This is a genomic window from Planktothricoides raciborskii GIHE-MW2, assembly GCF_040564635.1.
Lineage (GTDB): Bacteria > Cyanobacteriota > Cyanobacteriia > Cyanobacteriales > Laspinemataceae > Planktothricoides > Planktothricoides raciborskii.
The window spans coordinates 1,697,773-1,724,368 of record NZ_CP159837.1 but is presented as its reverse complement, the minus strand read 5'-3'; the positions used below and the strand labels follow the sequence as shown (position 1 = coordinate 1,724,368).

The 26,596-nt window shown below is 45.6% G+C and carries 17 protein-coding genes; 8 read left to right on the top strand and 9 right to left on the bottom strand.

What is annotated here, in order from left to right; translation table 11 throughout:
• The first annotated feature begins 44 nt into the window (after positions 1 to 44).
• Both ABWT76_RS07205 and ABWT76_RS07200 read left to right on the top strand, forming a co-directional pair.
• On the top strand, positions 45 to 1,595 hold the full coding sequence (locus tag ABWT76_RS07205) for a hypothetical protein (RefSeq protein WP_054469506.1): 1,551 nt from the start codon (positions 45 to 47) through the stop codon (positions 1,593 to 1,595).
• A complete protein-coding gene (locus tag ABWT76_RS07200; protein WP_054469507.1) occupies positions 1,592 to 2,653 on the top strand; it encodes a hypothetical protein in 1,062 nt (353 codons plus the stop codon). Before ABWT76_RS07205 ends, ABWT76_RS07200 begins: the two co-directional genes overlap by 4 nt.
• Before the next feature lie 121 nt (positions 2,654 to 2,774).
• Here ABWT76_RS07200 and ABWT76_RS07195 read toward each other — a convergent pair whose 3' ends face one another.
• From ABWT76_RS07195 to purM, 4 genes are all read right to left on the bottom strand, one after another.
• Positions 2,775 to 3,854 (bottom strand): LamG domain-containing protein, encoded by a 1,080-nt coding sequence (locus ABWT76_RS07195; protein WP_054469508.1) that lies wholly within the window; start codon positions 3,852 to 3,854, stop codon positions 2,775 to 2,777.
• 326 nt (positions 3,855 to 4,180) lie between these two features.
• Positions 4,181 to 5,548, bottom strand: a complete 1,368-nt coding sequence (locus ABWT76_RS07190) for a transposase (protein ID WP_354635854.1) — start codon at positions 5,546 to 5,548, stop codon at positions 4,181 to 4,183.
• 409 nt (positions 5,549 to 5,957) lie between these two features.
• The gene (locus tag ABWT76_RS07185) at positions 5,958 to 6,692 is read right to left on the bottom strand and encodes a hypothetical protein (RefSeq protein ID WP_054469510.1); all 735 of its coding nucleotides are present in this window, start codon (positions 6,690 to 6,692) and stop codon (positions 5,958 to 5,960) included.
• 589 nt (positions 6,693 to 7,281) lie between these two features.
• Positions 7,282 to 8,313, bottom strand: coding sequence for a phosphoribosylformylglycinamidine cyclo-ligase (purM, locus tag ABWT76_RS07180; RefSeq protein ID WP_054469511.1), 1,032 nt, complete (start codon positions 8,311 to 8,313; stop codon positions 7,282 to 7,284).
• 492 nt (positions 8,314 to 8,805) lie between these two features.
• Here purM and ABWT76_RS07175 point away from each other — a divergent pair, with 492 nt between their 5' ends.
• Both ABWT76_RS07175 and ABWT76_RS07170 read left to right on the top strand, forming a co-directional pair.
• Positions 8,806 to 9,327: a septal ring lytic transglycosylase RlpA family protein gene (locus tag ABWT76_RS07175; RefSeq protein ID WP_082349045.1), complete on the top strand. Its 522-nt coding sequence runs from the start codon at positions 8,806 to 8,808 to the stop codon at positions 9,325 to 9,327.
• Between the two features lie 124 nt (positions 9,328 to 9,451).
• The gene (locus ABWT76_RS07170; RefSeq protein WP_054469513.1) at positions 9,452 to 11,002 is read left to right on the top strand and encodes a bifunctional pantoate--beta-alanine ligase/(d)CMP kinase; all 1,551 of its coding nucleotides are present in this window, start codon (positions 9,452 to 9,454) and stop codon (positions 11,000 to 11,002) included.
• A gap of 123 nt (positions 11,003 to 11,125) precedes the next feature.
• Here ABWT76_RS07170 and ggt read toward each other — a convergent pair whose 3' ends face one another.
• Together ggt and ABWT76_RS07160 are read right to left on the bottom strand one after the other, a co-directional pair.
• The gene (gene ggt / locus ABWT76_RS07165) at positions 11,126 to 12,973 is read right to left on the bottom strand and encodes a gamma-glutamyltransferase (RefSeq protein WP_190880187.1); all 1,848 of its coding nucleotides are present in this window, start codon (positions 12,971 to 12,973) and stop codon (positions 11,126 to 11,128) included.
• Positions 12,974 to 13,091: 118 nt separating this feature from the next.
• Positions 13,092 to 13,736 carry a hypothetical protein gene (locus ABWT76_RS07160; protein ID WP_156332021.1) on the bottom strand — a complete coding sequence of 215 codons (645 nt, stop codon included), beginning with the start codon at positions 13,734 to 13,736 and terminating at the stop codon, positions 13,092 to 13,094.
• 438 nt (positions 13,737 to 14,174) lie between these two features.
• On the opposite strand from ABWT76_RS07160, the gene ABWT76_RS07155 reads away from it, so the two are divergent.
• Both ABWT76_RS07155 and ABWT76_RS07150 read left to right on the top strand, forming a co-directional pair.
• Positions 14,175 to 14,768 (top strand): hypothetical protein, encoded by a 594-nt coding sequence (locus ABWT76_RS07155; RefSeq protein WP_054469516.1) that lies wholly within the window; start codon positions 14,175 to 14,177, stop codon positions 14,766 to 14,768.
• A gap of 233 nt (positions 14,769 to 15,001) precedes the next feature.
• The gene (locus tag ABWT76_RS07150) at positions 15,002 to 16,390 is read left to right on the top strand and encodes an aldehyde dehydrogenase (RefSeq protein ID WP_054469530.1); all 1,389 of its coding nucleotides are present in this window, start codon (positions 15,002 to 15,004) and stop codon (positions 16,388 to 16,390) included.
• 69 nt (positions 16,391 to 16,459) lie between these two features.
• Here the strand turns inward: ABWT76_RS07150 and ABWT76_RS07145 are convergent, their stop codons facing one another.
• The 3 genes from ABWT76_RS07145 to ABWT76_RS07135 all read right to left on the bottom strand — a co-directional run bounded on the left by ABWT76_RS07145 (position 16,460) and on the right by ABWT76_RS07135 (position 22,664).
• Positions 16,460 to 19,066, bottom strand: coding sequence for an S-layer family protein (locus tag ABWT76_RS07145; RefSeq protein ID WP_354635853.1), 2,607 nt, complete (start codon positions 19,064 to 19,066; stop codon positions 16,460 to 16,462).
• Positions 19,067 to 19,513: 447 nt separating this feature from the next.
• Positions 19,514 to 20,992 carry an NF038122 family metalloprotease gene (locus tag ABWT76_RS07140; protein WP_054469518.1) on the bottom strand — a complete coding sequence of 493 codons (1,479 nt, stop codon included), beginning with the start codon at positions 20,990 to 20,992 and terminating at the stop codon, positions 19,514 to 19,516.
• Between the two features lie 1,480 nt (positions 20,993 to 22,472).
• The gene (locus tag ABWT76_RS07135) at positions 22,473 to 22,664 is read right to left on the bottom strand and encodes a transposase family protein (protein ID WP_354636391.1); all 192 of its coding nucleotides are present in this window, start codon (positions 22,662 to 22,664) and stop codon (positions 22,473 to 22,475) included.
• Between the two features lie 919 nt (positions 22,665 to 23,583).
• On the opposite strand from ABWT76_RS07135, the gene thrB reads away from it, so the two are divergent.
• Together thrB and ABWT76_RS07125 are read left to right on the top strand one after the other, a co-directional pair.
• Positions 23,584 to 24,552 carry a homoserine kinase gene (gene thrB / locus ABWT76_RS07130; RefSeq protein ID WP_354635852.1) on the top strand — a complete coding sequence of 323 codons (969 nt, stop codon included), beginning with the start codon at positions 23,584 to 23,586 and terminating at the stop codon, positions 24,550 to 24,552.
• Positions 24,553 to 24,949: 397 nt separating this feature from the next.
• Positions 24,950 to 26,563, top strand: coding sequence for an NAD(P)H-quinone oxidoreductase subunit 4 (locus tag ABWT76_RS07125; RefSeq protein WP_054469520.1), 1,614 nt, complete (start codon positions 24,950 to 24,952; stop codon positions 26,561 to 26,563).
• Positions 26,564 to 26,596 lie beyond the last annotated feature (33 nt).

Here is a 26,596-nt window from a genome sequence, read left to right as displayed (position 1 = left end):
CACCTGATTTTTGTCAAATCATTATGTTGAAGATTCCCTGAAGAATGAACCAAGCAATTGAACTCCCGCAACCCTTAACCGAAGCGAGCCTGAAAATCCCTCCCGGCGCGACGCTTTTGTTAAGGCTCTCACTCTCTAATAACATGAATGAAGTGGCACTCATCCGCCCGACGATAGATGACTGGGTGAGCGATGGCGGCCAGATTTTCTCGACAATTGAGCACTTAGTTCCCTCTTACATTTACTTGGAGCAGGGGCGTGAAGCGAGCCAGACGATCGCGGTGGAAATTCCCTCAGATTTGCAGCCCGGTCAATTTTTCAAAAGTTGGCTGCGATTTCCCGGTTGGCAAGAAACAGCAATTCCTGTTACAATAGAGATTGTGCCTGCTGCTAGTTTCCCCCACCAAACTGAGTCGGTAGATTTGCATCTGTCGGTGACGCTTCCTCTGCCAGGAGAACCGCATCAACTGTTTGGCTTAGATCCGGATCCGACCACAGCCGGAATTTTTGGCTTGATAGCAGGATTGATGGATTTGGATAAGATTCCCTCTCCCTGGCTGGCGGCTGAACTTCTGACAATTTTGGCTCAAAAAGGAGAGGAATACGCTCAAACAAAAACCGGCGGAGAGTTACAGGCTCGGCTGAAGGCCACACGCTTTTGCCAAAATGGGGCTCGGGCATTTGTCACCGCTCAACTGCCAGCCTGGATTTCTCAAAACTTGTTGGCGGCGAGTGCGGCGTTGGAAAGTCAATTCGGGCAAAGGCGTTTATTGGAGATTTGGGAGCGCTGGCTGTTAAATTTGGCGCACACGGATTTAGAAGCGGGGAGAAGCGGGAAGGAAATCGCGCTTCCGCCTCTGTTCGCCGCAGAATTTGCTGCCCAAATGGGCGGGGATGGGGCGCGCTGGTTTGGGGCGATCGCGCTGGGACTCGCCCGGTTGTCGCCGAGAATTGCCAGCATTCTGGAATCTTGCGCCACCGACAAGGCAAACCCTGCTGTTTCTACCGGCGCCGGAGAGCGAGCCGGTAACAGTTTAGCAATGGGATTGCCCGGTCTCGAAGGGCTGCCCGCTCGCTGGCTGGCGGCAGAACTGCTGCTCGTCCTGGCTGAAAAAGGAAAGGAACGCGCCCAAACTCAGGCGGGAAGTCAGTTGCTGGCTCAACTGGGGCGGACGCGGTTCTTTAAGAATGGGGTGTTGGCGCAGGCGGCGGCGCAAGTACCGCGCTGGCTGGCGGTGAGCCTGTCGGCGGCTTCTGCTTATCACGCTTCCATTGGGGGGCTGCCTGGACAGCAAGGGATGCTTTATGCCTGGGAGCAGTGGCTGTGGAGTTTGGTAGAAGCGGATTTATTTGCCGGTGAGTTGCCCTTAAAAATTCGGGTTCCCGATTTTGTCGGTGGCAGCACTGTCACCGCACTGGGGGGGAATGCTGACCTCTGGTTTGGGGCTTGGGTTCTGGCACTGGCGCAGGTGTCGCCTAGGTTCGCTGCTTTTCTGGAGGCGATCGCCCCCGCGTCCGCTGCACCGGCTGCCCCTGCTGCGTCGGAGCCGGTTTTTGACGATGTACTTGGCGAAGAGAAATCTATTCAGCGATGACAACTGACCCTCAATTGCTAGCCCGCATTGAAGCCCTGCGAATCCCCCTAGATGACCCCGCTTCCCCGATAGACTGGAAAGACTGGTATCACTTTGTGCTGCTCGATCGGCACAGCGGGGTGCGATCGCTGGTTAATGTCACTTTGGCGGGGCGGCCCGGGCAAGGGGAAATTCAAGTGACGTTTATTGTTAATATGAACTCCCAATCTATTGTGCCGGAATTGGATGCGCCTCTGGCAACTTTCGGCACCGCTTTCTCTCAGGAATGGAAGCCAGAATTAGTGCGCCGTTTCCCCCTGCACTTGCAAGGCAAAGGGATGTCCCTGGATATTGACGGCAACAATTTTGCTGTGGAAGTACGCGACGACAGGGCGCAGCTTTATGTCCGCTTTCAAGCACAAGCTGAGGCGACAGCTTTGTTGGTAACAGAGGATTCGCCTTTCGGCAGCGGTTTCATCGGCTGGGGTTTAGTGCCCGGTTTGCGAGTGGCGGGAGAACTGTCGGTTTGCGGCCAGAGTTTTAATCTCAATTCTGACTGGTTTTGCTATCACGATCGCAATTTCGGGCGCTTCCGCTGGGGCGAGGATATCGGTTGGGAATGGTTTGTGGCTTTTGCGAAATGCGAGGATGGCCGTGAATTAACCTTTGTTTTGGACAGGCGCACGAACAAAAATCACTCAGAGGGCGGGCTATCCTATATTTTTGTTTACTTGAATCAGGAGTTGCGCAAGATTTTTCTAAGTTCAAGTTTGCGGATTAATTGGGATTGGTCGCCCGATCCGGTTTTGCCAACGCGCCTGCCTGGAATTATGGCTTCGCTGTTTTCTCGTCGCTCCTTGAGGATGCCGCAAAGTTTGGTCGTGGATGCGGCGGATGAACAAGACCGGTTGTTAATGGAGGTGGAGTTTGACGGGAAGGCGGAGTTGGTGGTGCCTGACAATCAAGAGCGGCAGTATAGTTTTATTGAGGAAGTGACCGGAGCGATTAAAGTCAGTCTTTCTTTGAATGGGGAAATGCTGTCAGCCACTGGCTTGATTTATGCTGAGTACGTGCAGTAGCCGGTGTTTCTATTGAGAGGGCGTCAGGCATAACCTCCTCCAAGAAACCGGGTTTCTGACAGGGGGCTCGTTACGTTTATTTATGTTCGCGCTTCTTGCCCCCAGACAAAGATCCTCGCCCTTAGTGAACAGGCAAGGTGCTGTCTTCAACGAGGACAGCGCCAGTAAGAGTACCGGTGAAATTGCCGGTGAGGTCTGCAACTTTTAGCGCTGAACCTTCCACGCGGACCTCATTTAATGGCCAGCACCCGACCAAACCAGGCTCTTTGCCAGTGATCCGCTTGGACATATCCGCCTGGATTTCGGCTTGGGTGCGAACTCGGTTCCAAACCCGAACTTCTGCCATCTTGCCCTGGAAATCTTGGTCGGCAGTCCAGTTGCTTTTGCCGATGTAATTTTTGGTGCGATTGATGTTGTTTGGCACCAGTAGCTTGCCAGAAGCAACCGGCAGGCCGTTTTTGTAAAGGACGGCATTTCCTGCAGAATCTAGCGTCCCTGCCAAGTGCATCCACTTACCCAGTTCTAGAACTGCCGATGGGGAAGTAAAATCTTGTCCTGAACTACCCTTATAAACACTCAGGTCCAACTTGGCGGTTGTTCCCGCATTGGCCAAAACAATGTTATCTGACTGGGCACCGTTGCCTAAATCGATAACTCTCGACCAACACCGGAAGGCATCATACCACACCCACGCTTCTATAGTTAGACCACCCGCAAAGTTGACACTTATCGCTGGCAGTGTGACATAATCTTTATCGCCGTCAAACAGCATAACTTTCGGAACTAAAGTCATGCCTGACCAATCAACCTTGATACTGCCCTTGTTATTGCCATAGTCCCAAAATAAATCATTCATCAGGAACCGCAAGGTTTGCCCCGGTTTGAGAACGATCGTGGCTTTTTTGCCAATATCGGTAACTTCACCCGTTGTCAGGTTTTGGGCGACTAAGCCATAAACGACATTCTTGGGATACTTCGTGTAGTTTGCCATATCTGGCCACCCTTGTTTTAGCCCATCCTGAATCAGCGGGTGGAGACTGGCTATCCCCTCGGCGGTACATTCCAGGTGGGGATTATTTGCGTCCGACGTCCAAGTTCCTGACGACGTAAATGTATAAGCAACTGGGGAGCCTTGGCTATTGGTAAAGTCAATTCCAGTCTCGGCAGTCGCTAGCACTTCAAACTGGCCTGTTAAGGTCATAATTCTGTTTTCTGTTATTCAAACTTTTACGTTTTAGGGAGTTGAGGCAGTGTCCCGTCAACTCTTGTCTTATTCTACGCACCGAAGATTTTCCGGTGCTGTTTTCTTCAACTTTTCTTCAGAAAGTGGAGCCAATTTTTCATTACCGACTGCGGTGCCTCCTCATTTTTGCCAAGGCGACTTTCCCTATTCTGTACGCATTGACGATCCCCCCCATGCCCCCCCTTTTGTTTACGGTCAAACTCTAGTTTCAAAAAAAGAACGAATCCTCTGTTTAAGCTAACAAGTACCTTAAAAAATGATCCGTTTTTTCTCAGTATAGCAGGCTATGCCTTGGGATAAATCTCATCCATCAAAGCTTGCCACAGCATTTCAACGCATTTCGCCGCGACGCGAGAATTTATCAACCGCTGCCACTTTTTCTTGGCTTGATTGGAGGTAAGTTTTTCAACTTTTACCTCTTTTACTTTTCCTCGCACAATTTCCTCAATTTGAGCCATCTGCTCTTTTGATAGCTTTGCTCCCATTTGGTCTTTTATGTCCCGCATGAGCTTGTCTTTTTCTTCTTGGTCTTGCTTCGCTTTAATCGCCTCTGGGCTGCCACACCACTTTTTCACCGTAAAATTATAGTAGTCTAAAAGCCGGTCTTGATAGTGATTTTTCGGAACCCATTTTTTAGAATTACCGCAAGTTCGCGAGATTAAATGATTGACAAACTCGCGACCCAAGGCTGACCCTGAGACTTTCGTTTTTTTCTTATCCCCATATGACTCCTCTATCCGACCAAATCCCAAGCGTTGCTTAAATTTGGCACGGGCTGCGCGGAATCCCTTTGGGGTAAAAAATCGGTCTATGGGATAGCACAGGGCGATGACTAAGGCTTGAAGCTTTACATTAAACCCGAACGCCGTCATCACCTTTTGATAAGGCATAAATTCTGGCGATCGCATCCGTTTTTTTAGGTCTTTGAGGATTCGCTCTTCTTCTAATTTGAGGGTGCGAATCTGTTGAGCCAAAAACCGGGTGAAATCAGATATTTCCTGCCCATAAGCCTTGCCTACAGATTTTGCCCATTTGTTATCGTGAGTAGAGGACTTGATTTTCAACTTTCGCTCCGCGCCTGCTAACCATGCCCAAAGTGGAATTTCCCCGTCGGTCGCTTCCTTTGAATTTGAGAAGGCGACTTCTGGGAACTCCCGGCAAAGTTGCTGGCGGGCGCGGTTGATTAGTCGTGTACACGCTGCCTCGATGCACTCCAGTTGCAGCACCGCATCCCGAAAGAAACTTAGGTCGTCGTTGTGGCAATACTTGAGAAAATAGTCGTCATCCTCACCGAACTCCCAACCGATCGCAGCCAGCGCTAAGGCATCAGCTTTATCGTTTTTGTCTGGGAGCTTGTGCGATTCGCGATAGTGACGAGTGCTTTTGTGGTCTGCCCATCGGACGCGAATTCCATTTTGAGTAGCAATTTCAGCCCATAGCCAAGAATAATTTATTCCCGTTGGCTCAAGGACTAACTCTGAAAACCCTTGAGCTAACCATTGAGTAACGTTTTTTTGGTCTAGATCAAATTCGTAGGCTTGAAACTTTTCCGTGTCAGAGAAAAACGCTTTCAAGTTTTCCGGCTTTTCGTCCAAGAAGACAGCCACAATTTTGGCTTTGCAGACATCAGCGCCACAGATTTTTTTATTCATTTTTCCAGGTTTCAAATTATGCAGATTCGACCATATAATCCCTCTTTACCCATCCCACAAATTGCAAAAGGTTTACCAATTTGTTTATTGGAATCTCAATGCGGGGGCAATTGCCCTAGAATATAAAACGCCACTGTTGTTTCAAGTGGCGTTTTATGTATTAACCTAATCAGACAATTCCTTCAGCAACTCCGAGTAAATCATCGCAGCCACCTTTCGCATAGTTGCACCACGGGCGGCATAAAGTGCTTTTCCGCTAAGTTTTTTCAAGGAACCATAAGGCAGTAATTGATAAGCACGGTTCAGCCAATATTAGAGAATTCGGCGAATGGTGTTTCAACAAACTTTTTGTTGAATTTGCCGTTCTCTGTAAGAGCCATTTCAAAATTGTTATTGACGTACAGCCACATTATCTATCGCGCCATTCCTGACCCTTTTGCCTTGGACTTTGAGTTGACTTTTTTATTAACTCATCAGCGTTAGGGCAGCGTTCACAAATAGCGATAATTGCAAATTTTGCATCGTGAAAACTTTTTGTGCCTTGACCGTCTGGTAAATTATGCTTTTTCGCTAATTGACTATTGGTGCCAACGGTAAACCAAACTGATTTAATCTCATCCCATGTAGGGTATTTATTCCAATCTGGGAATTTAGCGAAAATATAACCATAGTTACTATGGAATGAAGCATGATCGCTTATCCTACCCATTTGATTAGTATCGCGTGTTCGTTTGCGTTTAGTATTCCGGTGATTACCGCGAAAATATTCGTTTTCTATATCTTGAAATATTTCACGATAAGTGATTAGATCATTGGTGATCTTATTCTCACCTAATATCTCACGGTCATACCATTCCCAAAATTCACTAGCCTTAGTAAATGTCTGTAAAGCATTGTGAACTTTGATGGCTTTTTGGTAAGCACTGATTACATTATCAGTAGTAAATGAATTGCAATCACAAGCTTTGTTCGTACGTTTACCTGTTGCAGGATCTATAAACTGCAATCGGATATATTTGTTACGCTCTAGTTTTAGACCTACCGAGTAATCTCCTAACTCAGTTACTAACTTGTGATATAACTTTATCGTATCACCAAAATTTTGGTAAATACCGCTATTTGGGGTGTTCGATCCTTCACTCATTTTTCACTCTTTGGGTTAAAACAACAGTAGCGAGTGAGTCAAAAAGTAGGATATATCAATGGTTTTGAGTTATATTGTAGGCTCATTACGGGCGGGTTTCAAACCATTGGTGTCAAGCCCCCACCCCCCCTCCCTACAATCCCTTGAAACGCTTGTGGATTCCCGCGTAGGGGCGATTCGCTTTCCATTGGTGTCAACTTAACCAGAGGATGCCCAGATTTCTTGGGAGAGAGCAGCCGAGTCTCTATGCCGCTTTCTCACGGCTTTAACCAAACCTAACAACTGATAATTTTCAGCTAAAAAAGCTACAACATCCTCAGATTCTCCCCTCAGTAAAGCTCGGTAAAAGTGATAAAGCCCTCTAAATACCATTTCTACAGAAATTCTTTCAAGGGGTTATTCAACGGTTCTGTTGCTTTTGACTCATATGTTACAGGGGGGTGTAAAGCTTGAAAGATTCTCTCTTCTAGTCTACACTCCCCTCCTCATATTCCTTAAGTTGACACCAATGCCCCTGTGCTCGCCCCTACTAACAACCGGATTTGGTATAAAGAAACCCGGTAACTTCGGCGAAACCGGGTTTCTTTGATTAACTTTCAGGAATCCCGATTAAGCCTCCAGACCCATCAATTACTTCACCAATCCGATAAGCGGGAATTTGTTGACTTTCAAACCATTGAATCGCTTGGTTCGCTTGCTGCGGGGACACGAGAACCACAAAACCAATCCCCATATTAAAAGTATTGAACATTTCTGGCCGATTCACTTCACCAACAGTGGCAATCCATTCAAAAATTGGCGGTACAGTCCAGCTATTCACATCAATTTGAATCGATTTTCCTGGGGGCAAACAGCGGGGCAGATTTTCCGGCAAACCGCCGCCAGTAATATGAGCCATGGCATGAATTTCTATGCCCGCGTCTCTAGCGGCTAAAACAGGTTTGACATATATCTGGGTGGGAGTTAGGAGCACTTCACCCAAGCAAGCACCTCCGAGCAAACTAGGGGTATCGGTCCAACTGTAGCCGTGGTCAAAGACGATTTTTCTAACCAGACTAAAGCCGTTACTGTGAACCCCAGAACTGGCTAGTCCGATCGCCACATCTCCTGATTTTACCTGAGAACCATCGAGCAACTGGCTTTTTTCCACCACCCCCACAGCAAACCCAGCCAGGTCATATTCTCCGGGCTGATAAAAACCGGGCATTTCGGCGGTTTCCCCACCGAGAAGGGTACAACCAGATTGCTTGCATCCTTCCACAATGCCGGAAACCACCTGACTCATTTGTTCTGGGTCGAGTTGACTTGTGGCTAAATAGTCCAAGAAAAATAACGGTTCAGCCCCGGAAGTCAAAATATCGTTGACGCACATAGCCACTAAATCGATGCCTACGGTGCTGTGTTGATTCCCTTGCTGGGCTAGTTTCAGCTTTGTACCCACCCCATCGGTGCCGGAAACCAGGATGGGTTCTCGATAACCCGTGGGCATTTGAAAATAACCACTAAATCCGCCAATGCCTCCCAAAACTTCTGGTCGATGGGTACTGCCGACCATCTTACGAATGCGATCGACAAAAGCGCGACCGGCTTCAACATCTACACCTGCTTGTTTATAGTCCATAAGAAATTAATCCTGAAATTAAATCCTGAAATTAATCCTGGAATTAATCCGGGGATAGAGTGACATCGGTATTTTAATGTGCCAGTATGCCGAAATTGTCACCGATAACAATTCCGCTAAAAATTCCGCTAAAAATTCCGCTTTTGTGCGAGATGCCTCCGGCACGCTCCGCGAACGGCTATCAGATCCATATTGTTGGATCCAGTGGGCGATCAATTGGTTTACAGTAAATACCACAAAAGCTAATTTTTGTCAACAAAAAAGCCATGAAATTTGGCAAATTTTATCGGTACTTATCGGAAAGTACAGATTTTCTGATCGTAAATGTGGTGAACCTGAGAAATTTCTGTGTTACCTTGTGACAGTTCTTTACTTTTTAGGTATTAGGTGACATCTACCGGAGCATGAGTGAATACATCTAAAACCCTTGGTATCGCCAAGGTAGTCAACACTCATTTCTCCATAACCAATGTAAATTTTTAAGAGAGACCCATGAAAAAACAACTTTGGCATAGCCTGACCGCAATGGCACTGCTTTCTACTATTGGCATGAGTGAAGCAGTAAGTGCTCAGTCAAGCGCAAAAGCTGAACGGCAGAATATCCAGAATATTTCTATGCAGAATATTTCTGAGGTATCGCCGCATGAACCTCATAAAAATATCCATAAACTTCCGCGCAAATCTTCCAGACTTGCGTTCCAAGGTATCAAGAATTCTGGTCGATCTTACAACGAAGGCTGGGCATCATGGTATGGTCCGGGGTTTGATGGCAACTACACCGCCAGCGGTGAAGTTTTTGACCAGTATGACATGACCGCAGCCCATCCGTCTCTTCCTTTTGGGACGTTGGTGCAAGTGACTAATTTGGATAATGGGGCGTCGGTGACGGTGCGAATTAACGATCGCGGCCCATTTGCCGGTGGCCGAATTATTGACTTGTCTGCTGGTGCGGCTGAAGCATTGGGCATGATCTACACTGGTGAAGCTTATGTGGTTTTGCAGGTTTTAAATTAACCAGAAACCTAATCAGAAACCGGGTTTCTTAGCGCCATCAGAAACCCGGTTTCTCTGTTTCTAGTTTCTCACGGCAAATCTTTGATATTTTATCGAAGATATTTTGAATTGATGGGAGAGTGCCGTGCGTCTGTTTACCACAGTTGCCGCCTTACGCTGCTATTTAGACTTACATGGCTTTTCATTGAATGTGGGCTTTGTCCCGACAATGGGTGCGCTCCACCAAGGTCATCTCAGTTTAGTCGAACGGGCAAAAACTGAAAACGATATTGTGGTGGTGAGTATTTTTGTGAATCCTTTGCAATTTGGTCCCCAGGAAGATTTACAAAAATACCCCCGTGTTTTGGAGAAAGACCGACAGTTGTGTGAGGATGCCGGAGTTGATGTGATTTTTGCCCCAACTCCCGAAGAAATGGGAATCGGGGAAACTCCCACTCTGACTCAGGTGGTTCCTCCAGGCATTCTGATGTCGGGCTTGTGTGGCCGATCGCGCCTGGGGCATTTTCAGGGAGTGGCGACCATTGTCACGAAGCTGTTAAATATCGTGACTCCGACTAGGGCTTATTTTGGCCAAAAAGATGCTCAACAGTTGGCGGTGATTCGTCGATTAGTGGCGGATTTAAACTCCAATGTGGAAATTGTCGGCTGTCCAATTGTCCGAGAACCGTCAGGACTGGCTTTGAGTTCGCGGAATCAATATCTCAGCCCAGAGGAAAAAGAATTAGCAGCGGTATTATATCGATCGCTGCAACGGGGGGCAGAGGTTTTATCTACGGGCAATAGTCGCAGTGATGAGATTATCAGCGCGGTAAAAGCAGAAATCCTAGAAACTTGTGCCGCTAAACCAGAGATTCCCACAGAAATAGACTATGTGGAACTGGTCGATCTCAATACTATGCAACCACTAGAAACTGTGGCGGAAACGGGTTTATTGGCGATCGCGGTGCGGATTGGTTCTACACGGTTAATTGACAACATAGTGTTACGCAATCGTCAGCCGGTAATTGCGATCGATGGGCCTGCGGGGGCGGGAAAATCCACCGTTGCCAAACAAGTTGCCAACCAACTAGGTTTACATTATCTAGATACCGGGGCAATGTATCGCGCTGTCACCTGGCTAGTCTTACAATCGGGAATTCCCCTAGACGATGAACCGGCAGTAGCAGAATTAGTCGCTAATGCAGAGATTTCTATGTGGCATCCCGAAGGGCAACCGAGTCAAATCTCGATTAATGGCCAAAATGTTACGGAAGCCATTCGCAGCCAAAGCGTGACTTCCCAAGTTTCCGCGATCGCAGCCCAAAAAGAAGTCCGACGGTTACTGGTACGGGAACAACAACGCTATGGACGGACCGGAGGCATTGTTGGGGAAGGACGAGACTTGGGGACTCATGTATTCCCCAATGCGGAATTAAAGATATATTTAACCGCCAGCGTTGCAGAACGAGCTCGGCGCCGTCAACAAGATTTGATTAATCTGGGGCTAGGAGAAATGAGTCTTAAGCAATTAGAAAAAGACATTGCCGAACGCGATCGCCTGGATAGTACGAGGGCGATCGCGCCTTTGCGTAAAGCCACCGATGCCATTGAAATTCAAACCGACTCTCTCACCATTGCCCAAGTGGTTGAGCAAATTGTCCAACTATATCAACAGCGGTTGATGGTTGATGGTTGATTGTTGATGGTTGATTGTTGATTGTTGCAAAAGTCCAGAAACCGGGTTTCTTGCGGATATTTTGGTTGGGATTTTGGTTGGGATATAGAGTTAACCCAGAAACCCGGTTTCTAACATTGCCCCCTAAAAGCCTCTAGCAGCCCCTTCTCTCCGAGGGTCAGCGGCCCCATCTAAAAACCCGTCTTTGGTTTGAATAATCAAATTAGCATTGCCCCAGGTATCTCTTAGATCGAGAGAATATCCCAAATTTTCTAAAGCTGCCAGGGTTCCTGAGTCAAATTCACCGCCGTCTGTGCCAGTTTCAATCCACAACTTATCGGGCAACCATTGGTGATGAATTCGCGGGGCAGAAACCGCCCCATTCGCATCCTGATCATAGACAGCGACATTGAGAATAAGCTGTAACACCGTGGTGATAATGGTGCTGCCACCAGGAGAACCAACAGCCATGAAAAAGCGATCGCCCTCTTGGGGTTTGGTGACAATGGTTGGGGTCATACTAGAAAGGGGCGTTTTTTTCGGGGCGATCGCATTAGCATCATCCCCCACCAAACCAAACAAATTCGGCACCAACGGCGCGATCGCAAAATCATCCATCTCATTATTCAACAAAATTCCCGTTCCTGGAGTCACCACCCCGGCCCCAAAATTGCCATTAACCGTAAAAGTCAGACTAACCACATTTCGGTCTTGATCCACCACCGTTAGATGGGTAGTATTCTCAGACTCACCGGCTTGTAAGCGTTTCAGAGTCGCTTCATCCACGGGTTTGACTTCGGTTTGCGATCGCGCCCGACCCAGGTCAATTTCTTGGCGTCGCTGTTGCCCATAGATAGGACTAATGATTTCTTGTACCGGAACCGTGACAAAATCTGGGTCGCCCAAATATAAAGAACGGTCAGCATAAGCAATTTGCATCGCCCCTGCCAATAAATGTAAAGCCTTCGGGTCTTGCCATGCCCAAGATTGAATTGTTTCGCTATCGTTCGCAGGTTTAGCCGTAATAATATTTAAAATTTGTAATAAGTGAACGCCTCCAGAAGACGGCGGTGGCATAGAACAGACTCGCAGTTCCAGAACCAGACCACAAACGGGTTCTCGCCAAATCGGTTGATAGGCTTTCAGGTCTGCCAAGGTAATCAGACCGCCATTTTTGGCCATATCATCAGCGATCGCCTGAGCAATTTCCCCGGTATAGAAACTTTGCCAATTCGCGGCTATTTGCTGCAAAGTCTTGCCCAGGTCTGGCTGCACCAGGCGATCGCCCACCGCGTGTATTTCCCCATCTTTGGTAAAAATTGCCCTAGCTGCGGGATTTTTCAGTAACACTTCGCGCCGTTGTTCCGCCGAATAAACAAAATATTCTCCCACGGGGAAACCATCATTTGCCCAGGAGATCGCCTGGGCCACCACTGTTGCCCAAGGCAACTGACCATACTTCTGGTGAACCTCATATAAACCTGCCACGGTTCCCGGAACTCCCACCGCTAAATGACCATCCAAACTAGCGCGGGGAATCACTTGACCATTCTCATCCAAATACATATCTCTTGTAGCAGCGAGAGGCGATCGTTCTCGAAAATCCAACGCCCGAATATCCCCACTATTCGCCTCTCGCAACAGCAAAAACCCACCCCCACCAATCCCAGCGGAAAAAGGTTCCACCACAGAAATCACAAAAGCAGTGGCAACAGCGGCGTCTACGGCATTTCCTCCTTTTTGGAGCATAGCTAAACCGGCATCACTAGCCAGAGGATGAGCCGCAACCACCATGCCTTTTTTATAACCAAATTCGCGATTTTGTAAGGGTGATTCGGGATTTTGTAGGGGCGATTCGCGATTTTGTAGGGGCGATTCGCGAATCCCCTCTACTGAAGAAATGTCTTGACTCCACCCCAGTAAAATCAGGCTATAACTAATAGAAAATACCGATAGAAAATACCGATAAAATAAACCCGCGAAATTTTGCATACATAACTAAAAAAATTTAAGTTTAATGGTCAATATAGGGGCAATTAATCAACTGCCCCTAGCCCCGAATCATCCTTCCTATATGTGAGGGATATTGTCAGTGCAGGTTCAGTGCAGGCTAAGAATTGCGAGGTGGATTAAGCTGTTCTCCTAAAGGTAATATCGTTGGGGCTTTGCTGGCACTGATACTCGCGGGTTTATTTCCCGGCTTATAATTATCGGACTTAAAACTAATTTCCAAATCCAGACGCATTTCTGCTTGTCGCCATTCTTTCCCTGGTTCCAGAAATTCAATCATCGGAAAACCCAAGCGGGTCGGCACTAAAAAATCAGTCGTTTCCACACAAGCGGCTTGTAATTCCTCTTTCAGTTCTCGGACAATACTGCCCACTTGAGCGGGTTCACGACAGACTAGGTTACTATCAGATTGAATTACCGCTGTATCCGGTAATAATAAAGTTGGAGGATATTTGGTCAAACAGTCAAATTCTAACCGAGTTTCTTCAGTGCGAAATTTAATCCCCACAATCGTCAATAAGCGAATTGTCCCCACATCCCATTCCCCACTTGGTTGAATGGATCGACCTCTCACCCCATCGGTTAAACATTTGACATCGTAGGAAATGCGGGTCACACCCCACAGCAGAATCGACAGCATTTCATAAAACATAAACGTTTGCCGATAAAACTTGTGGCTCGGTAGTTTGACTAAAGTATCTTTTGGTATCAGAAGGGGTTGAGTTTCAGTTTGAGGTTCGTTCATGGTTGAAAGTTGCAACATATCTCTGATACAAGATACCGCTGAAATGGTGACACAAGCGGAGATTATTTTCTTGAGTTGACAGATTGACTGTTATTTGTTATTATTGATTTGTTATTGGTGATTTGTTGTTGGTTATTTGTGGGTAGGGATTTTTTTGTTCGTTATCTGGCAAATCACCAAAGAATCCCTACCCACCAACCAACAAACAGGGAACAGGGAACAGGGAACAGGGAACAGGAAAGAGGTGAATTATGAAAACTCTCTCTTCTATGCATCTTTCTTCTCTCTTCTCTCTCCTCTCTCCTCCGTTCCCCGTTCCCTGATAACTGTTCCCCTTTCTCCAACCAAAGAATCCCTACCCAAAGAATCCCTACCCAACAACCAACCAACAACCAAAGAATCCCTACCCAACAACCAACCAACAACCAACAAATAAAAATGACTTTTGTAAGTGGCGTCAAAGAGTTTATTCAGTCTTGGGATGATTGCTTTGTGGAAGTCACGGAGACTGATGTATTTGCAACCAGTCCCCAGGGCAATATTAATAGTGAGGGAACTTCCGCTTGCTATAACTCAGCAATTTTTCCCAAATATCATCGCTACTTTAAAAAATCCCTGGAAGCGGGAATTAGAGAATTAGCGATCGCCCTGATTCGGAAATATAACTGCATCACCTACTCCAGTTGTCAGGGTCATGCCACCACCAACGATGCCGTCATGCGACAGAGATATGTGGCTATTTTGCCCCGGACGCCCCAAGAATATGAACGATTCTTTAATCTGTTTCATCATTTAGCCAAATTAACCAATCAGCAAATTGCTGATAATTCGGTCAAAGTGGCGATCGGGGATGATCCAGTAGAATCCGAAGATGGGGTGATGCCCGGAATTACCTTATTTTTCGTCGCTGACCATAAAGATGAAACACTTTATTTTCACGACGTGGAAATTGCTTATCAAAAAGTGCTGGAAATTGTGCTCAGTCACTCAGAAGGTGCGTTACGTTCCACTAACGCACCCTACGAAGTGTAATCAATCAGAAGGTGCGTTACGTTCCACTAACGCACCCTACGAAGTGTAGTCAATCAGAAGGTGCGTTACTACATCGATGTAGTAAGCCTTGAAAAATTAGGTTGAATTTGTTTAATCTGTTATTAGACCTCTGGCAGCGGCCTCGATCCCCCCAACCCCCCTTAAAAAGGGGGGCTTTGAACGAATTTTGCCAGAGGTCTGTGTATAGAACCATCATCGATGAACCAGCAAAAATGACTCAGACCATAACAAAATCTAATGTCAAGGAACTAATCCAAGCGCAACGGCAATTCTTTGCCACGGGGCAAACCAAGGAACTGGCATTTCGCCTAGAACAACTGCAACGGCTGAAAAAAACCATTCAAGACTCTGAACAAAAAATCCTGGATGCGTTGAAGGCTGATTTAAATAAGCCAGAGTTAGAGGGAATGTTGGAAGTAGCGGTGATTCAGGACATTAATTATATCCTGAAACATCTGAAATCTTGGGTCAAACCCCAGAAAGTAAAAACGCCTTTGGATCAATTTCCTGCATCGGCCAAAATTTATGCAGAACCTTTGGGGGTTGTGCTGATTATTGGGCCGTGGAATTATCCATTTTCTTTAATGATTGCGCCGTTATTAGGCGCGATCGCTGCTGGCAACTGTGCCATTCTCAAACCCTCAGAACTTGCCCCGAATACATCGGCGATCGTCACTGAAGTAATCCGCAAAACCTTTGACCCCAATTATATTGCTGTCATCGAAGGTGGAGTCGAAACCAGTCAACAGTTACTTGCCGAAAAATTTGACCATATATTCTTTACAGGCGGCACCAAAATCGGCCAAATTGTCATGGAAGCAGCGGCCAAACATTTAACACCTGTCACTTTAGAACTTGGGGGAAAAAGTCCCTGTATTGTCGAACCAGATATTGATGTAAAAACTGCCGCTAAAAGAATTACTTGGGGCAAATTTATTAATGGTGGGCAAACTTGTATTGCCCCGGATTACTTGTTAGTAAATCAAGGGATTAAATCTCAATTAATTGCCGAAATAAAACAATGTATTGCCGATTTTTATGGCAGCGATCCAGCCAATAGTCCAGACTATCCTCGGATTATTTCTGATCGACATTTTCAACGGCTGACATCATTTTTGTCAGAAGGAGAAATTCTAATTGGCGGGCAAAATAATCGAGAAAACCGTTATATTGCCCCCACATTAATTGATAATATTTCTCCTGATTCAGCTATCATGGAAGATGAGATATTTGGGCCAATTTTACCAATTTTAGCATATCGGGATTTATCAGAGGCGATCGCGTTGATTAATAGTCGGCCAAAACCCCTCGCCTTGTATATATTTTCCCAAGACAAAACCAAACAAGAGCAAGTTTTAAAAAATACCTCATCTGGGGGAGTTTGCATCAATGACACCATCGTGCATATTGCCTCTCCTGACTTACCCTTTGGTGGAGTAGGGGACAGTGGCATTGGCAGCTATCATGGCAAAGCTTCTTTCGACACATTTTCTCATAAGAAAAGTGTCTTAAGTAAATCATTTATGTTCGACTTAGATTGGCGATATGCGCCCTACACTCCAGACAAATTAAAACTTTTGAAAAAGTTATTCCTGGGTTAAAGCACCCAGAAACCGGGTTTCTTCAAGAAACCCGGTTTCTTTGGCAGCTACAATTTTCAACTACAATTGTTAACGACAACCCGGATGGGTAAATCCTGAAACATTGGGTGTAACCGTTGAGGATTGTGCCGTCAGCACAATAGTGCCATCGGCCTTTTCCGTCCAGCCTTGTGCTTCAAGTATTGGGGATATGGGTTGAGAATTTCCCCCAGTCCTCCGTGAAGCATTCACAGGCAGAGAACTCGACCAATAAGATAACCCAGACTGACTGGATAAGGTGCCATTAGGTCTAGCCCACTCTAGGGCGATCGGCTCAAAACCAAACAACTCCATCGGCGTCGGTGGAATGCCACCGCGTCCCGTAATCGTAAACGAACTATTGGCCAAAATTTCCGGTGAACAGAGGTCTTTCCCCACCAAGGCGGTAACATCAATCACCGAACCGGACAACGAAATCAACCCAGCCGCTGGATCTACATCTGGGGTATTAATTTCCACCGTACCGGCAACCCCTTCACTGCCTCCCGTCGCCGTAATATCACTATCTAGGGTGAGTTCCTGACGAAAAGCAATCCCAAACAAAGCCTCCGCATTAATAATCACCTTTCCGCCATCAAGGACTTCCGCATTAGCGGTAATATCGCTATTTTCCAGACCTACCAAATTATCCATCGTCAGGGTAATATTGCCGCCATTAGCAAGCTGTGTGGAATTAGTGGTGATTTTACTGGCTTGCCGCAACTGAATATCCCGAGCATTCACGATAATATTAGCGTTGTTGCCTTGCTGGGTATCCGCCGTAATCAGGCCATCATTATCCAGCAGGACTCTTGACCCAGCATTAATCATAATATTGCCAGCCGCCCCGGTTCCGGGTAAAGCATTAAGAAGTAAACTACTGGGGAAATTACTGACACTAATGATTGCACCGTCACGCACCGTTAATTTATCCGTGGTAATTTCAATGTCCCCTCCATTTCCTCCTTGAATAGGATTTTCTGAATCTGGGGATGAATCCGGAGATTCAGGTAAAATCGCACTAGCAAACAATCCACTGCGAGACAGATATCCTCGCCCGACCAGTTCTATTTCTTGGGCATCAATTGTTAAATTTCCGGCATTTCCTTGGCCTGCGGTACTGGCAGCTATCTGTCCACCATCAGCCACCCGCAGACTGTTAGTGTGAATAGTAAGGTTGCCGCCATTTCCCTTACCTGATGATGCTGCTCCCTTACCTGATGATGCTGCTGCACTTAAGGCACTTGTTCCCTGGACAGATTCGCCAATGATTTCCACAAAATCATTCGCAATCACAGTCACATCTCCAGAATCGCCAGAACCGAAAGTATTAGAAGCAATTTGTGCTCCATATGCTACCAACAAACTATCTGTTTCAATAATTAAATTACCCCCATTACCTTGGCCATCGGAAGAACTAACAAACCCGCTTGGACCAGTAAATTCAGAACCCCCAATAACCTCAACGGACTTCGCTTTTATCGTCAAATCTCCCGCATTGCCAAAACCGACAGTTAATGTAGAAACCTGTCCCCCATCAGTTGCGACTAAGCGACCAGTTTCAATTGACAAATTACTTCCGGATCCGGTTGCTTCTGGCATCACCTCTGCTAAAAAGGAACTCGGCACAAAATTCTCCGGTGAAATGCCGGTTAATTCCACCGATTCAGTGCCCCGAATGGCAATATTTCCCCCATCTTGATTTCCTAGATTTAGAGCTAAAATCAGTGAACCATCGGCAAAGCGAATCTGTCTGCCCTGCATTTGAATCTCTCCACTGCGGTTGCCACTGGTATCAATAGATGCGGCTTGGGTGAAATTAATATCTTTAAATTCTGTGCCGGTTTGATGATTCACTTGGAGATTTGACCCATCAATATTGACTGATAACTCACCATTGCTCACCGACCATACTTCCACTCGTCCGGCTTCAGCGGTGATATTTCCCCCAGTCACAGATACGTCGCCACCTAAGAAAGCCAAAGTTTTACCAGGATTCACTTGCAGTCCCGCAGGCCGCGCATCTCTATTCGGCTGCCGCGTCTCTGGATCTGGAATTACACCATGTCCCGGCCCTTGCACCTGAATCGAACCAGCAGAGGAATCAAACTGTAAGCCAATAGGAACATTAACTGTCAGTAAAGGTGGGGCATTGGGGTCAGTGGCACTGAACTCACTCCCATCCGCAAAGGTAATCCGGCTGGCAGTGGTGCCAAGAAATGAACCGCCAATATTCAGGCTGGCATTGGGGCCAAACACAATCCCATTGGGATTCAGCAAAAATAAATTAGCCGTGCCATTCGCTCGGATAATGCCATCAATATTAGAAATTGATCCCCCAGTAACGCGGGTAATAATATTAGAAATCGTTAGGCCGTTATTAAAAAATGCTGTATTTCCTGTAGAGAGGGAAAACTGCTCAAAGCTGTGAAATAGATAGCTGCCAGTAGTGGTGCCCCCAGTGATGACCGTAGTGTTGCCATCAGGTGTAACGATAGAATTATTCGGCAAACTCCCATCGGGGATCACTTGGGCGGAAATTTGGGGGATAGGCACCAGCCAAAGAGACAGACTACTCGCTAGACTACTCACCAGAGTTCCGAGACTCCATTGTAATCGCTCTCTGGTAGAGGATTGTAAAGGGGAAAAAAGGCTCATATTCGGCACCTAACGATTTTGCGTTGCTGATTTCCGTTGCTGACAACGGGTAGCATTTGTCCTTAGTTTATCCCAACAACTATAGGCTGATGTAGGCTGGGCATTGCCAGCCCTGTCAATGGGGTCAAATTAGAAATAAGAAAAATCGTTAAAATCGTTTTTGTTGAATTTTTGTAGGGTGGGCATTGCCCACCATTGCCAACCATTTTAGGCAATGCCCACCATTTTAGTTGTAGGGTGGGCAATGCCCACCATTGCCCACCATTTTAGGCAATGCCCACCATTGCCCACCATTTTAGGCAATGCCCACCATTGCCCACCATTTTAGCTTTCTGCTGTTTAGGGAACTCACCGAGTGAAAGTCGGGCAAAATTAGTTTCATCGTTGCGCGGCGCGATCGCCGCCGATCTTTTTCCGACCGGGCAAAACCAAATCTAATTCCATCAATTAGCCAGATGATTTGCTTTGACGACGCTTGCGTCCAGCACTCAGACCCAACAGACCCATACCCATCAAAGCAACGGTTGTCGTGGGTTCGGGAACTGAGGTTGCCGGGGGCAAAGAATTGGGATTAACAGACCCTACCGTAGCGGCGTATGAGAGCATTTTCTGAAATGCTTCATCTTGATTGCTCTGATTTAATTGATTCAAAGAGGTTAAACCAGCGGCAGCCAATAGCCCATCCTCTGTCACCGCCCAACGGCGACCCCACCAAGACCAGCGAAGACCTTGTTGCGCCTGAAACTGCTGTAGCATATCTTGGAATATAGACATAGTGGCAGTGGTACTCGCTTGTGCGGCCAAAGTGTCCATATTCAGACTATTCCAGGTTTTCCCGGACAAATCCCAGCCGATCGCATCCAAAGCCGTCAAATCCAGGGCGGAAACTTTGCCCCGTTCACCCATGCCAAATGCCGGATCCATAATCCCCAGCATCTCATTCACCACCAGATTACCATTGGCATCTAAGAACTTGTCATTTTTCCAGTGGCTGGCTTGATAACCATCACCGTTGACACCTGTAGACAATTGACCCAGATTCGTTGCCCCACCATTAATGGAAAAATAACGTTTCGCCGTGGCATTGGTGACTTGGGCCACATCCAGCACGCCGTTTTCGTTAAAGCGGAAGGAGTCCAAAGAAGTAAATTGATTTCTTGCCGTTGTGCTTCCTGGAGTAGCGGATCCTTCACTGTTCGCCGTCACCCATTCATTACTATCCAACCCACTGGTGAAACCAAGAACGTGAGCAATTTCGTGAATCGCCACACTTAAATAGTGAAACTGATCGACTCCGGTACTGCCTGAGTTGGGAGTCAGATCCAAGTCCCAATTAAATGCACTATTAATCCGAATCTGACCATCAAAAGCGGTACTGCTGCCATTGTAGAGTCCCAAAGATTTGGCGTTGGCTTGGGTCAGAATCAGATCGTAGTTATCTTTAATCTGTTGAGAGATATTCAGATTAGCAACCGCCGTCGCATCATTGGCAGATTTGGCATCTGCTGCCAAAGCCGTTTTAAATGCTTGGAAGCCATTGTCTGGTTCCCAGAATTTTGGCAAGGCCAAACCCAAGATTTTGGAATAGTCTTCTGTGCCGTTGCTTCCATTGCCAAATTCTGTAGCAAAGTTGACCATGCCCACTTCAATGCGGACATCTAGGTTGTCAGACAACAAATTTTCCCAAATACTCGCAGCCATTTCAAAACTTGACCTAACTTGTAAGGAAGTGTTGGCCGCATAATCAAAATGGATGTTTAATGCTTGGGCCGAAGGACTGGTGGCAATTAAGGAACCTATCGCCAGCGCCACCTTTGCCAAGGATTGTCCCGACTTGATTGGCAGTAAAGCTTGTGAGTTTTTACCAGTGTTAGCTTCCTCTCGGATAGGCTTGTTGGTGTTTTGGTTGTTCTGTTGGTTGAGCATAATCCCCCCCCCTTAAGTGATCCTGGCAAACAATGCCCCTGTTTAACTAATTTACTCTAGCGACTCATTTAGACCTGATAAATCCAGTTAGAGATTAGAGGTGAACCCCGCAATTTATAACTATTGTTGGGGCTGCTGACCAGATGCCATTTTTAAGGACAACCCCCAAAAGCGTCCGATGTCCTGGAAGAACTTTTGAGGTTAGGTGGTTTTTGTCCGTCACAGATTCCCAAGACTGCTTAATCTAACGGCAAAACCAAGCAAACATGGTCTGTTGCAGCGGTCTGAGCTAGTATCGGGGAAATTCATATGAACTGCATCGGTGCAATCTCACTGGATTTCGTCTAGCTGCTCGGCTCATAAGGACATCCCTTGTCATAGTACAATTCTCTCATGTTCTCTGTGAAAACCCCTATAATTTAGAGCATCTTTACAGAATCTTTAAAAATTGCTTCACTCCCTCGTCTCGACATCTAAAATGGTAAAGGGATCTTGACGGCAGTGCGCCGCTCAAGTTTTTTAAATAGACATCTCCGAAAACAATGTAACCTTCACCATGACTGCGTTTGAGTAAATGAAGGCTATGTAGATATTCAGATTATACGTACGATAGAATCAGGGTTGAAAATGCCTGTTATTGGAAATTAACTAAAACCCACATTCCGCACTTCTTAACATTTAATGAATTATTTTTACTAATATATCGCTTGTAATCTTTATCCTGTAAGCATTCTAGTTATCAGGATTCATTGCCCATAATATGAATAATTGTAATAAATTTTCTCATAAAAATTAGCTATTGAGAAGTTTTATTATTAAGTATTCCTGTAAGGGCAGTTTTTCGTAAAAACATCCTGAATAGAGTTAAGATATGTAACGATATATGAAAATGTGCGGAATCTGGGCTAAAAAATAGCATCTCGAAGAAGCATATTTTATCTGTAAAAAATGCAATTTTTTTAGCTATAAAATCAAACTACCAATCCGTAATTTGACAACTCCACAAATAGTCATAATTATTTGTTCATATTTCTGGGTATTTAATCTAAATATTTCTTGTGATACTCTAAATATATTGACTAAACAAATTAAATGTTCAACAAAAATTATCTCTGATGCTATTTCTTTGTTTTTTAACTTTTGTTTAACTTTGGTTCAGGGGTTAATTCTTGTTTTTTCGATTTTTTCGCCGGGGTTTTAATTGACTTTTATCCTTCATAAGCTTTCTCGCCATTGAACCTTTGGTTAAATTGAAATTATTTATGAGTTTGACCAAAGAAACTTAGATCGCTTTTTGGACCTGGTTCACCAGCGACTACATCTACAATATCTTTACGATTGGGTAGGACAATTAGCTGGTTTTTTTATGAGTTTTTTTTACCAGAGTAATAATTTTTTTGCGTCTCATATTCTGAAAATATTTCTTTCTATAGGCTGTTTTTAGCTATCCACAATTAACTCAAAATTTGTTAAGGTTTTTTTAACAATTTCGTGATCGCTGGAGTTTTTTTTGTGATATTAAACTCGGTGGGAAGATTTCTCCCAGGAGGGGAAACCAATAGTTAAACGTATCATTGGCGGTTGTCTCACTTACGCCAAACTGAATAACCAGCAACTGAAATGTTCTTAAATCACGTAAATATGTTAAGGTTAAAATTATTTGTGATTCTATGGTTAATTTGGGTTTACGTCCACCTCCAAACCTAATGATTTTGATTTTTTTAGATTATGCCAATTATTTTTTAGGATTATGTATATTTATTGCTTTTTCTATCAGTTGCTTTAACTGTTGATGCTCGATTCATAATAACCGATGTGATTCTTCAGGATTGTTATTAATATACTCAATTATGTTGCTCATAATTTCAGGTTAAATTAACAATTATTTGCTATAATACCACAATTTACTTCTTTTTTGGAGATGTCTAATGGGGCGCAGGATTCAAAGAGATTGTTTTGGTTTGTCGATTGTTAGCGATTTGTGCTTATTACTGATATTTTTTTTTGCGCTTGTTAAACTTTAATCACATATATGTCAAAGCTTCATATATCTTAACTTTTATCTGGATTCTGTGGTGAAAATTCTGTTGAATTCTTGAATATGTGCTATCACCCAGTGTCTATCGATTTACCCCCATTTGTAACCCTGATCCAATTTGTGAAAATTGTCACGTAGAAAATGCCATTGTTTTGAGAAATGCTTGAAATTTGAACCGGTTGATTTATCCTGGAGTCGGGGATCTATTGCCCGGAGATTTATAGACAGGTTGATGAATTTATTTGATGCTGATAATTTATATTAAGCTTCAGCCAGTTTTTCTTTGGTTAAAAAAACTTTCCTGAAAGCAACAAAACTCTATTGTTAATGCTGGCTAAAAATTTAATCATATTTCCAGAATTGACCGATCAGTGATTGTGGCGGCGATCGCGATCTACGAAAAGTCAAAGAAAATGGTAGAGTATATTGGATGTGGGGTTTCCTTGAAGTCTAACCCACGATATTCTAGAAAGTCGGCAATTACATGGGGTGGCGAATGATTTTAAATGAATCCCGATCACAAATTGATCTCCAATAAATTTGCGGTGACGACATGATACATAGTGTGACTGTAAGGGTTCCTGCCACTACCGCGAACTTGGGGCCGGGTTTCGATTGTCTGGGTGCAGCGTTGACCCTGTATAACCAGTTTCAATTTTCTTCGCAAGTCTGTTCAAGCACGCTTGATTCGGCTGCGGATGGGGTGAAAATTACGGTGACTGGACTGGACGCCGATCGCGTGACCACTGATGAGCGGAATCTGGTTTACCAGGCGTTTGTAAAGGTTTATGAAAAAATTGGCCAAATCCCGCCGAATGTGGCGATTGACATTCATTTGAATGTGCCTTTAGCGCGGGGGCTGGGTAGTTCTGCTACGGCGATTGTTGGTGGGTTGGTGGGAGCCAATCAATTGGCTGGGGCGCCGCTGACCATAGAAGAAGTGATGCATTTGGCGATCGCGATGGAAGGCCACCCGGATAATGTGGTTCCAGCTTTAATTGGTGGCTGTCGTTTAGCGGTCAGTAATGATGCTGCTTATTATGAAGCTTCTAACTGGATGATTTGTCCGGTTGCTTGGCATCCGGAAATTGTCCCAGTGTTGGCGATTCCTGATTTTGAACTGGCGACGGAAACTGCCCGCAAAGTATTGCCCGCAAATTATAGTCGGGCTGACGTAATTTTTAATACCTCTAATTTCGGGTTGCTGCTTCTGGCATTAGAAACAGCGAATGGGGATTGGTTGCGAGTGGCTATGCGCGATCGCATTCATCAGCCCTACCGAAAAACCTTGATCGCTGGCTACGACATGGTGCGGCAAGCGGCCATTAATTCCGGCGCTTATGGTGTCGTGATTAGTGGTGCGGGGCCAACTTTGTTAGCTTTAACATCTCCCAACTATGCCACCGAAGTCGCGACCACCATTGCGGCCACCTGGGATCAGCAAGGAGTTAAGGCTGAGGTCAAGGTATTGGCGATCGATCATGCTGGCGCCAAATATGACGTTTGTCTCGATCCGAGTTAGGCAGCCGGGGTGTAGGGTGTAGGGTGTAGGGTGTAGGGTGTAGGGTGTAGGGGAAGAGGATGCATAGGATGCATAGGATGCATAGGATGCATAGGATGCATAGGAAAATTCTCTATTCTCTTTTCTCTATTCTCTTTTCTCTCTTCCCCCCACACCGATGGCGGCCGATGGCGGCCCCACACCCCTCTAAAATCCCCTCTGGGGAAAAATAGTCTATTGACGGGCGCTGCTGCTGCCCGTTTTTTTATGCAATTTTGACAATTCTGGGCAAATTGACTAAGTATTTACGCTGACTTCTGGTTTGTATCTAAGATTATTATGCAACAAATCTTTACAAAACTTCGTTGATCTAAATATAATGGTCGCATCAGTCATAAGTATATATCCTCATCTGATTATGGTAGTCTTTCCCTGGATCAGCGCCATCATTCTATTGCCCATTGTGGCTTCCCTGGCCATTCCTGTGATTCCCGACAAAGAGGGCAAAACTCTCCGCTGGTATGCTCTCGGCGTTGGATTGGTCGATTTTTATTTCGCTATTTATGCCTTTTGGCAAAATTTCCACCTGAATGACCCCAGCTATCAATTGGTGGAAAGCTATGCCTGGATGCCGCAAATTGGCTTAAATTGGTCTGTGGCGGTGGATGGCATCTCTATGCCACTGATTTTGCTGACAGGTTTGGTGAATGTGTTGGCAATTTGGGCATCTTGGAACGTCACCAAGAAACCGAGATTATTTTATTTCCTGATGCTGGCACTCTACAGCGCCCAAATTGGGGTATTTGCTGCCCAAGATATCCTGATGTTCTTCATTATTTGGGAACTGGAACTGGTGCCGGTTTACTTGCTGATTTCTATTTGGGGTGGGCCAAAGCGCCAATATGCCGCGACCAAGTTTATCCTTTACACCGCATTAGCCTCAATCTTTATTTTGATCGGCGGTTTGGCAATGGCATTTTCTGGGGATACCGTCACCTTTGATATGAGCGCGATCGCCGCCAAGCATTTCCCCGTTACCTTTGAACTGCTGGTTTATGCCGGTTTCCTGATTGCCTTCGGGGTCAAACTGCCCATCTTCCCCTTGCATACTTGGTTGCCCGATGCTCATGGGGAAGCTTCCGCCCCAGTCTCGATGATCCTGGCGGGAGTTTTGTTAAAAATGGGCGGCTATGGACTGATTCGGATGAACATCGAAATGCTACCGAATGCTCATCTTTACTTCGCCCCCGCCCTGGCGATTTTAGGTGTGGTGAATATTGTCTACGGTGCCTTGAATGCTTTTGCTCAAGATAACCTCAAGCGTCGTCTGGCTTGTTCTTCCATTTCCCACATGGGCTTTGTGTTATTAGGAATTGCCGCCATGACGGAATTAGGTATCAGTGGGGCGGTCTTACAAATGTTGTCTCACGGTTTAATTGCCGCTGCCTTATTCTTCCTCTCTGGTGTCACCTACGAACGCACCCATACTTTAGCAATGGCAAAAATGAGTGGAATGGCCAAGTCCATGCCAAAAGTTTTCGCCCTCTTCACTGCCGCTTCAATGGCTTCTTTAGCCTTGCCGGGAATGAGTGGATTTGTGGGTGAATTAACGGTATTTTTAGGAATTGCCAGCAGCGATATTTATACCACCTCATTTAAATTAGTGGTGATTCTGTTAGCGGCTGTTGGTTTAATTTTGACGCCGATTTATTTACTTTCCATGCTGCGGGTCGTCTTCTATGGCAAAGATATGAGTAAAGATATCAATGCTTTAGAAATAGAGACTTGGATGGATGCCAAACCACGGGAAGTTTTGATTACGGTTTGTTTGTTGTTGCCCATCATTGGCATTGGTTTGTATCCCAAGCTGGTGACACAAACTTATGATGTGAAAACCACGCAAGTGGCTGAGGAAATTCGCCAAACTATGCCAGTGTTTGCGGGACAACAAGAACGGTTGTTTTCTGGTGGTTTTGTCACCCCCAAACTGTCTCAGTCTGATACGGTGATTCAAGTGGGACAAGATGCCTAGGAATTAGCGGGGGATGAGATATTTTGGCTGATA

Coding starts and splice junctions, on each gene's coding strand:
- ABWT76_RS07205 (WP_054469506.1), top strand. CDS start 45: ATGAACCAAGCAATTGAACTCCCGCAACCCTTAACCGAAGCGAGCCTG.
- ABWT76_RS07200 (WP_054469507.1), top strand. CDS start 1,592: ATGACAACTGACCCTCAATTGCTAGCCCGCATTGAAGCCCTGCGAATC.
- ABWT76_RS07195 (WP_054469508.1), bottom strand. CDS start 3,854: ATGACCTTAACAGGCCAGTTTGAAGTGCTAGCGACTGCCGAGACTGGA.
- ABWT76_RS07190 (WP_354635854.1), bottom strand. CDS start 5,548: ATGAATAAAAAAATCTGTGGCGCTGATGTCTGCAAAGCCAAAATTGTG.
- ABWT76_RS07185 (WP_054469510.1), bottom strand. CDS start 6,692: ATGAGTGAAGGATCGAACACCCCAAATAGCGGTATTTACCAAAATTTT.
- purM (WP_054469511.1), bottom strand. CDS start 8,313: ATGGACTATAAACAAGCAGGTGTAGATGTTGAAGCCGGTCGCGCTTTT.
- ABWT76_RS07175 (WP_082349045.1), top strand. CDS start 8,806: ATGAAAAAACAACTTTGGCATAGCCTGACCGCAATGGCACTGCTTTCT.
- ggt (WP_190880187.1), bottom strand. CDS start 12,973: ATGCAAAATTTCGCGGGTTTATTTTATCGGTATTTTCTATCGGTATTT.
- ABWT76_RS07160 (WP_156332021.1), bottom strand. CDS start 13,736: ATGAACGAACCTCAAACTGAAACTCAACCCCTTCTGATACCAAAAGAT.
- ABWT76_RS07155 (WP_054469516.1), top strand. CDS start 14,175: ATGACTTTTGTAAGTGGCGTCAAAGAGTTTATTCAGTCTTGGGATGAT.
- ABWT76_RS07150 (WP_054469530.1), top strand. CDS start 15,002: ATGACTCAGACCATAACAAAATCTAATGTCAAGGAACTAATCCAAGCG.
- ABWT76_RS07145 (WP_354635853.1), bottom strand. CDS start 19,066: ATGAGCCTTTTTTCCCCTTTACAATCCTCTACCAGAGAGCGATTACAA.
- ABWT76_RS07140 (WP_054469518.1), bottom strand. CDS start 20,992: ATGCTCAACCAACAGAACAACCAAAACACCAACAAGCCTATCCGAGAG.
- thrB (WP_354635852.1), top strand. CDS start 23,584: ATGATACATAGTGTGACTGTAAGGGTTCCTGCCACTACCGCGAACTTG.
- ABWT76_RS07125 (WP_054469520.1), top strand. CDS start 24,950: ATGGTAGTCTTTCCCTGGATCAGCGCCATCATTCTATTGCCCATTGTG.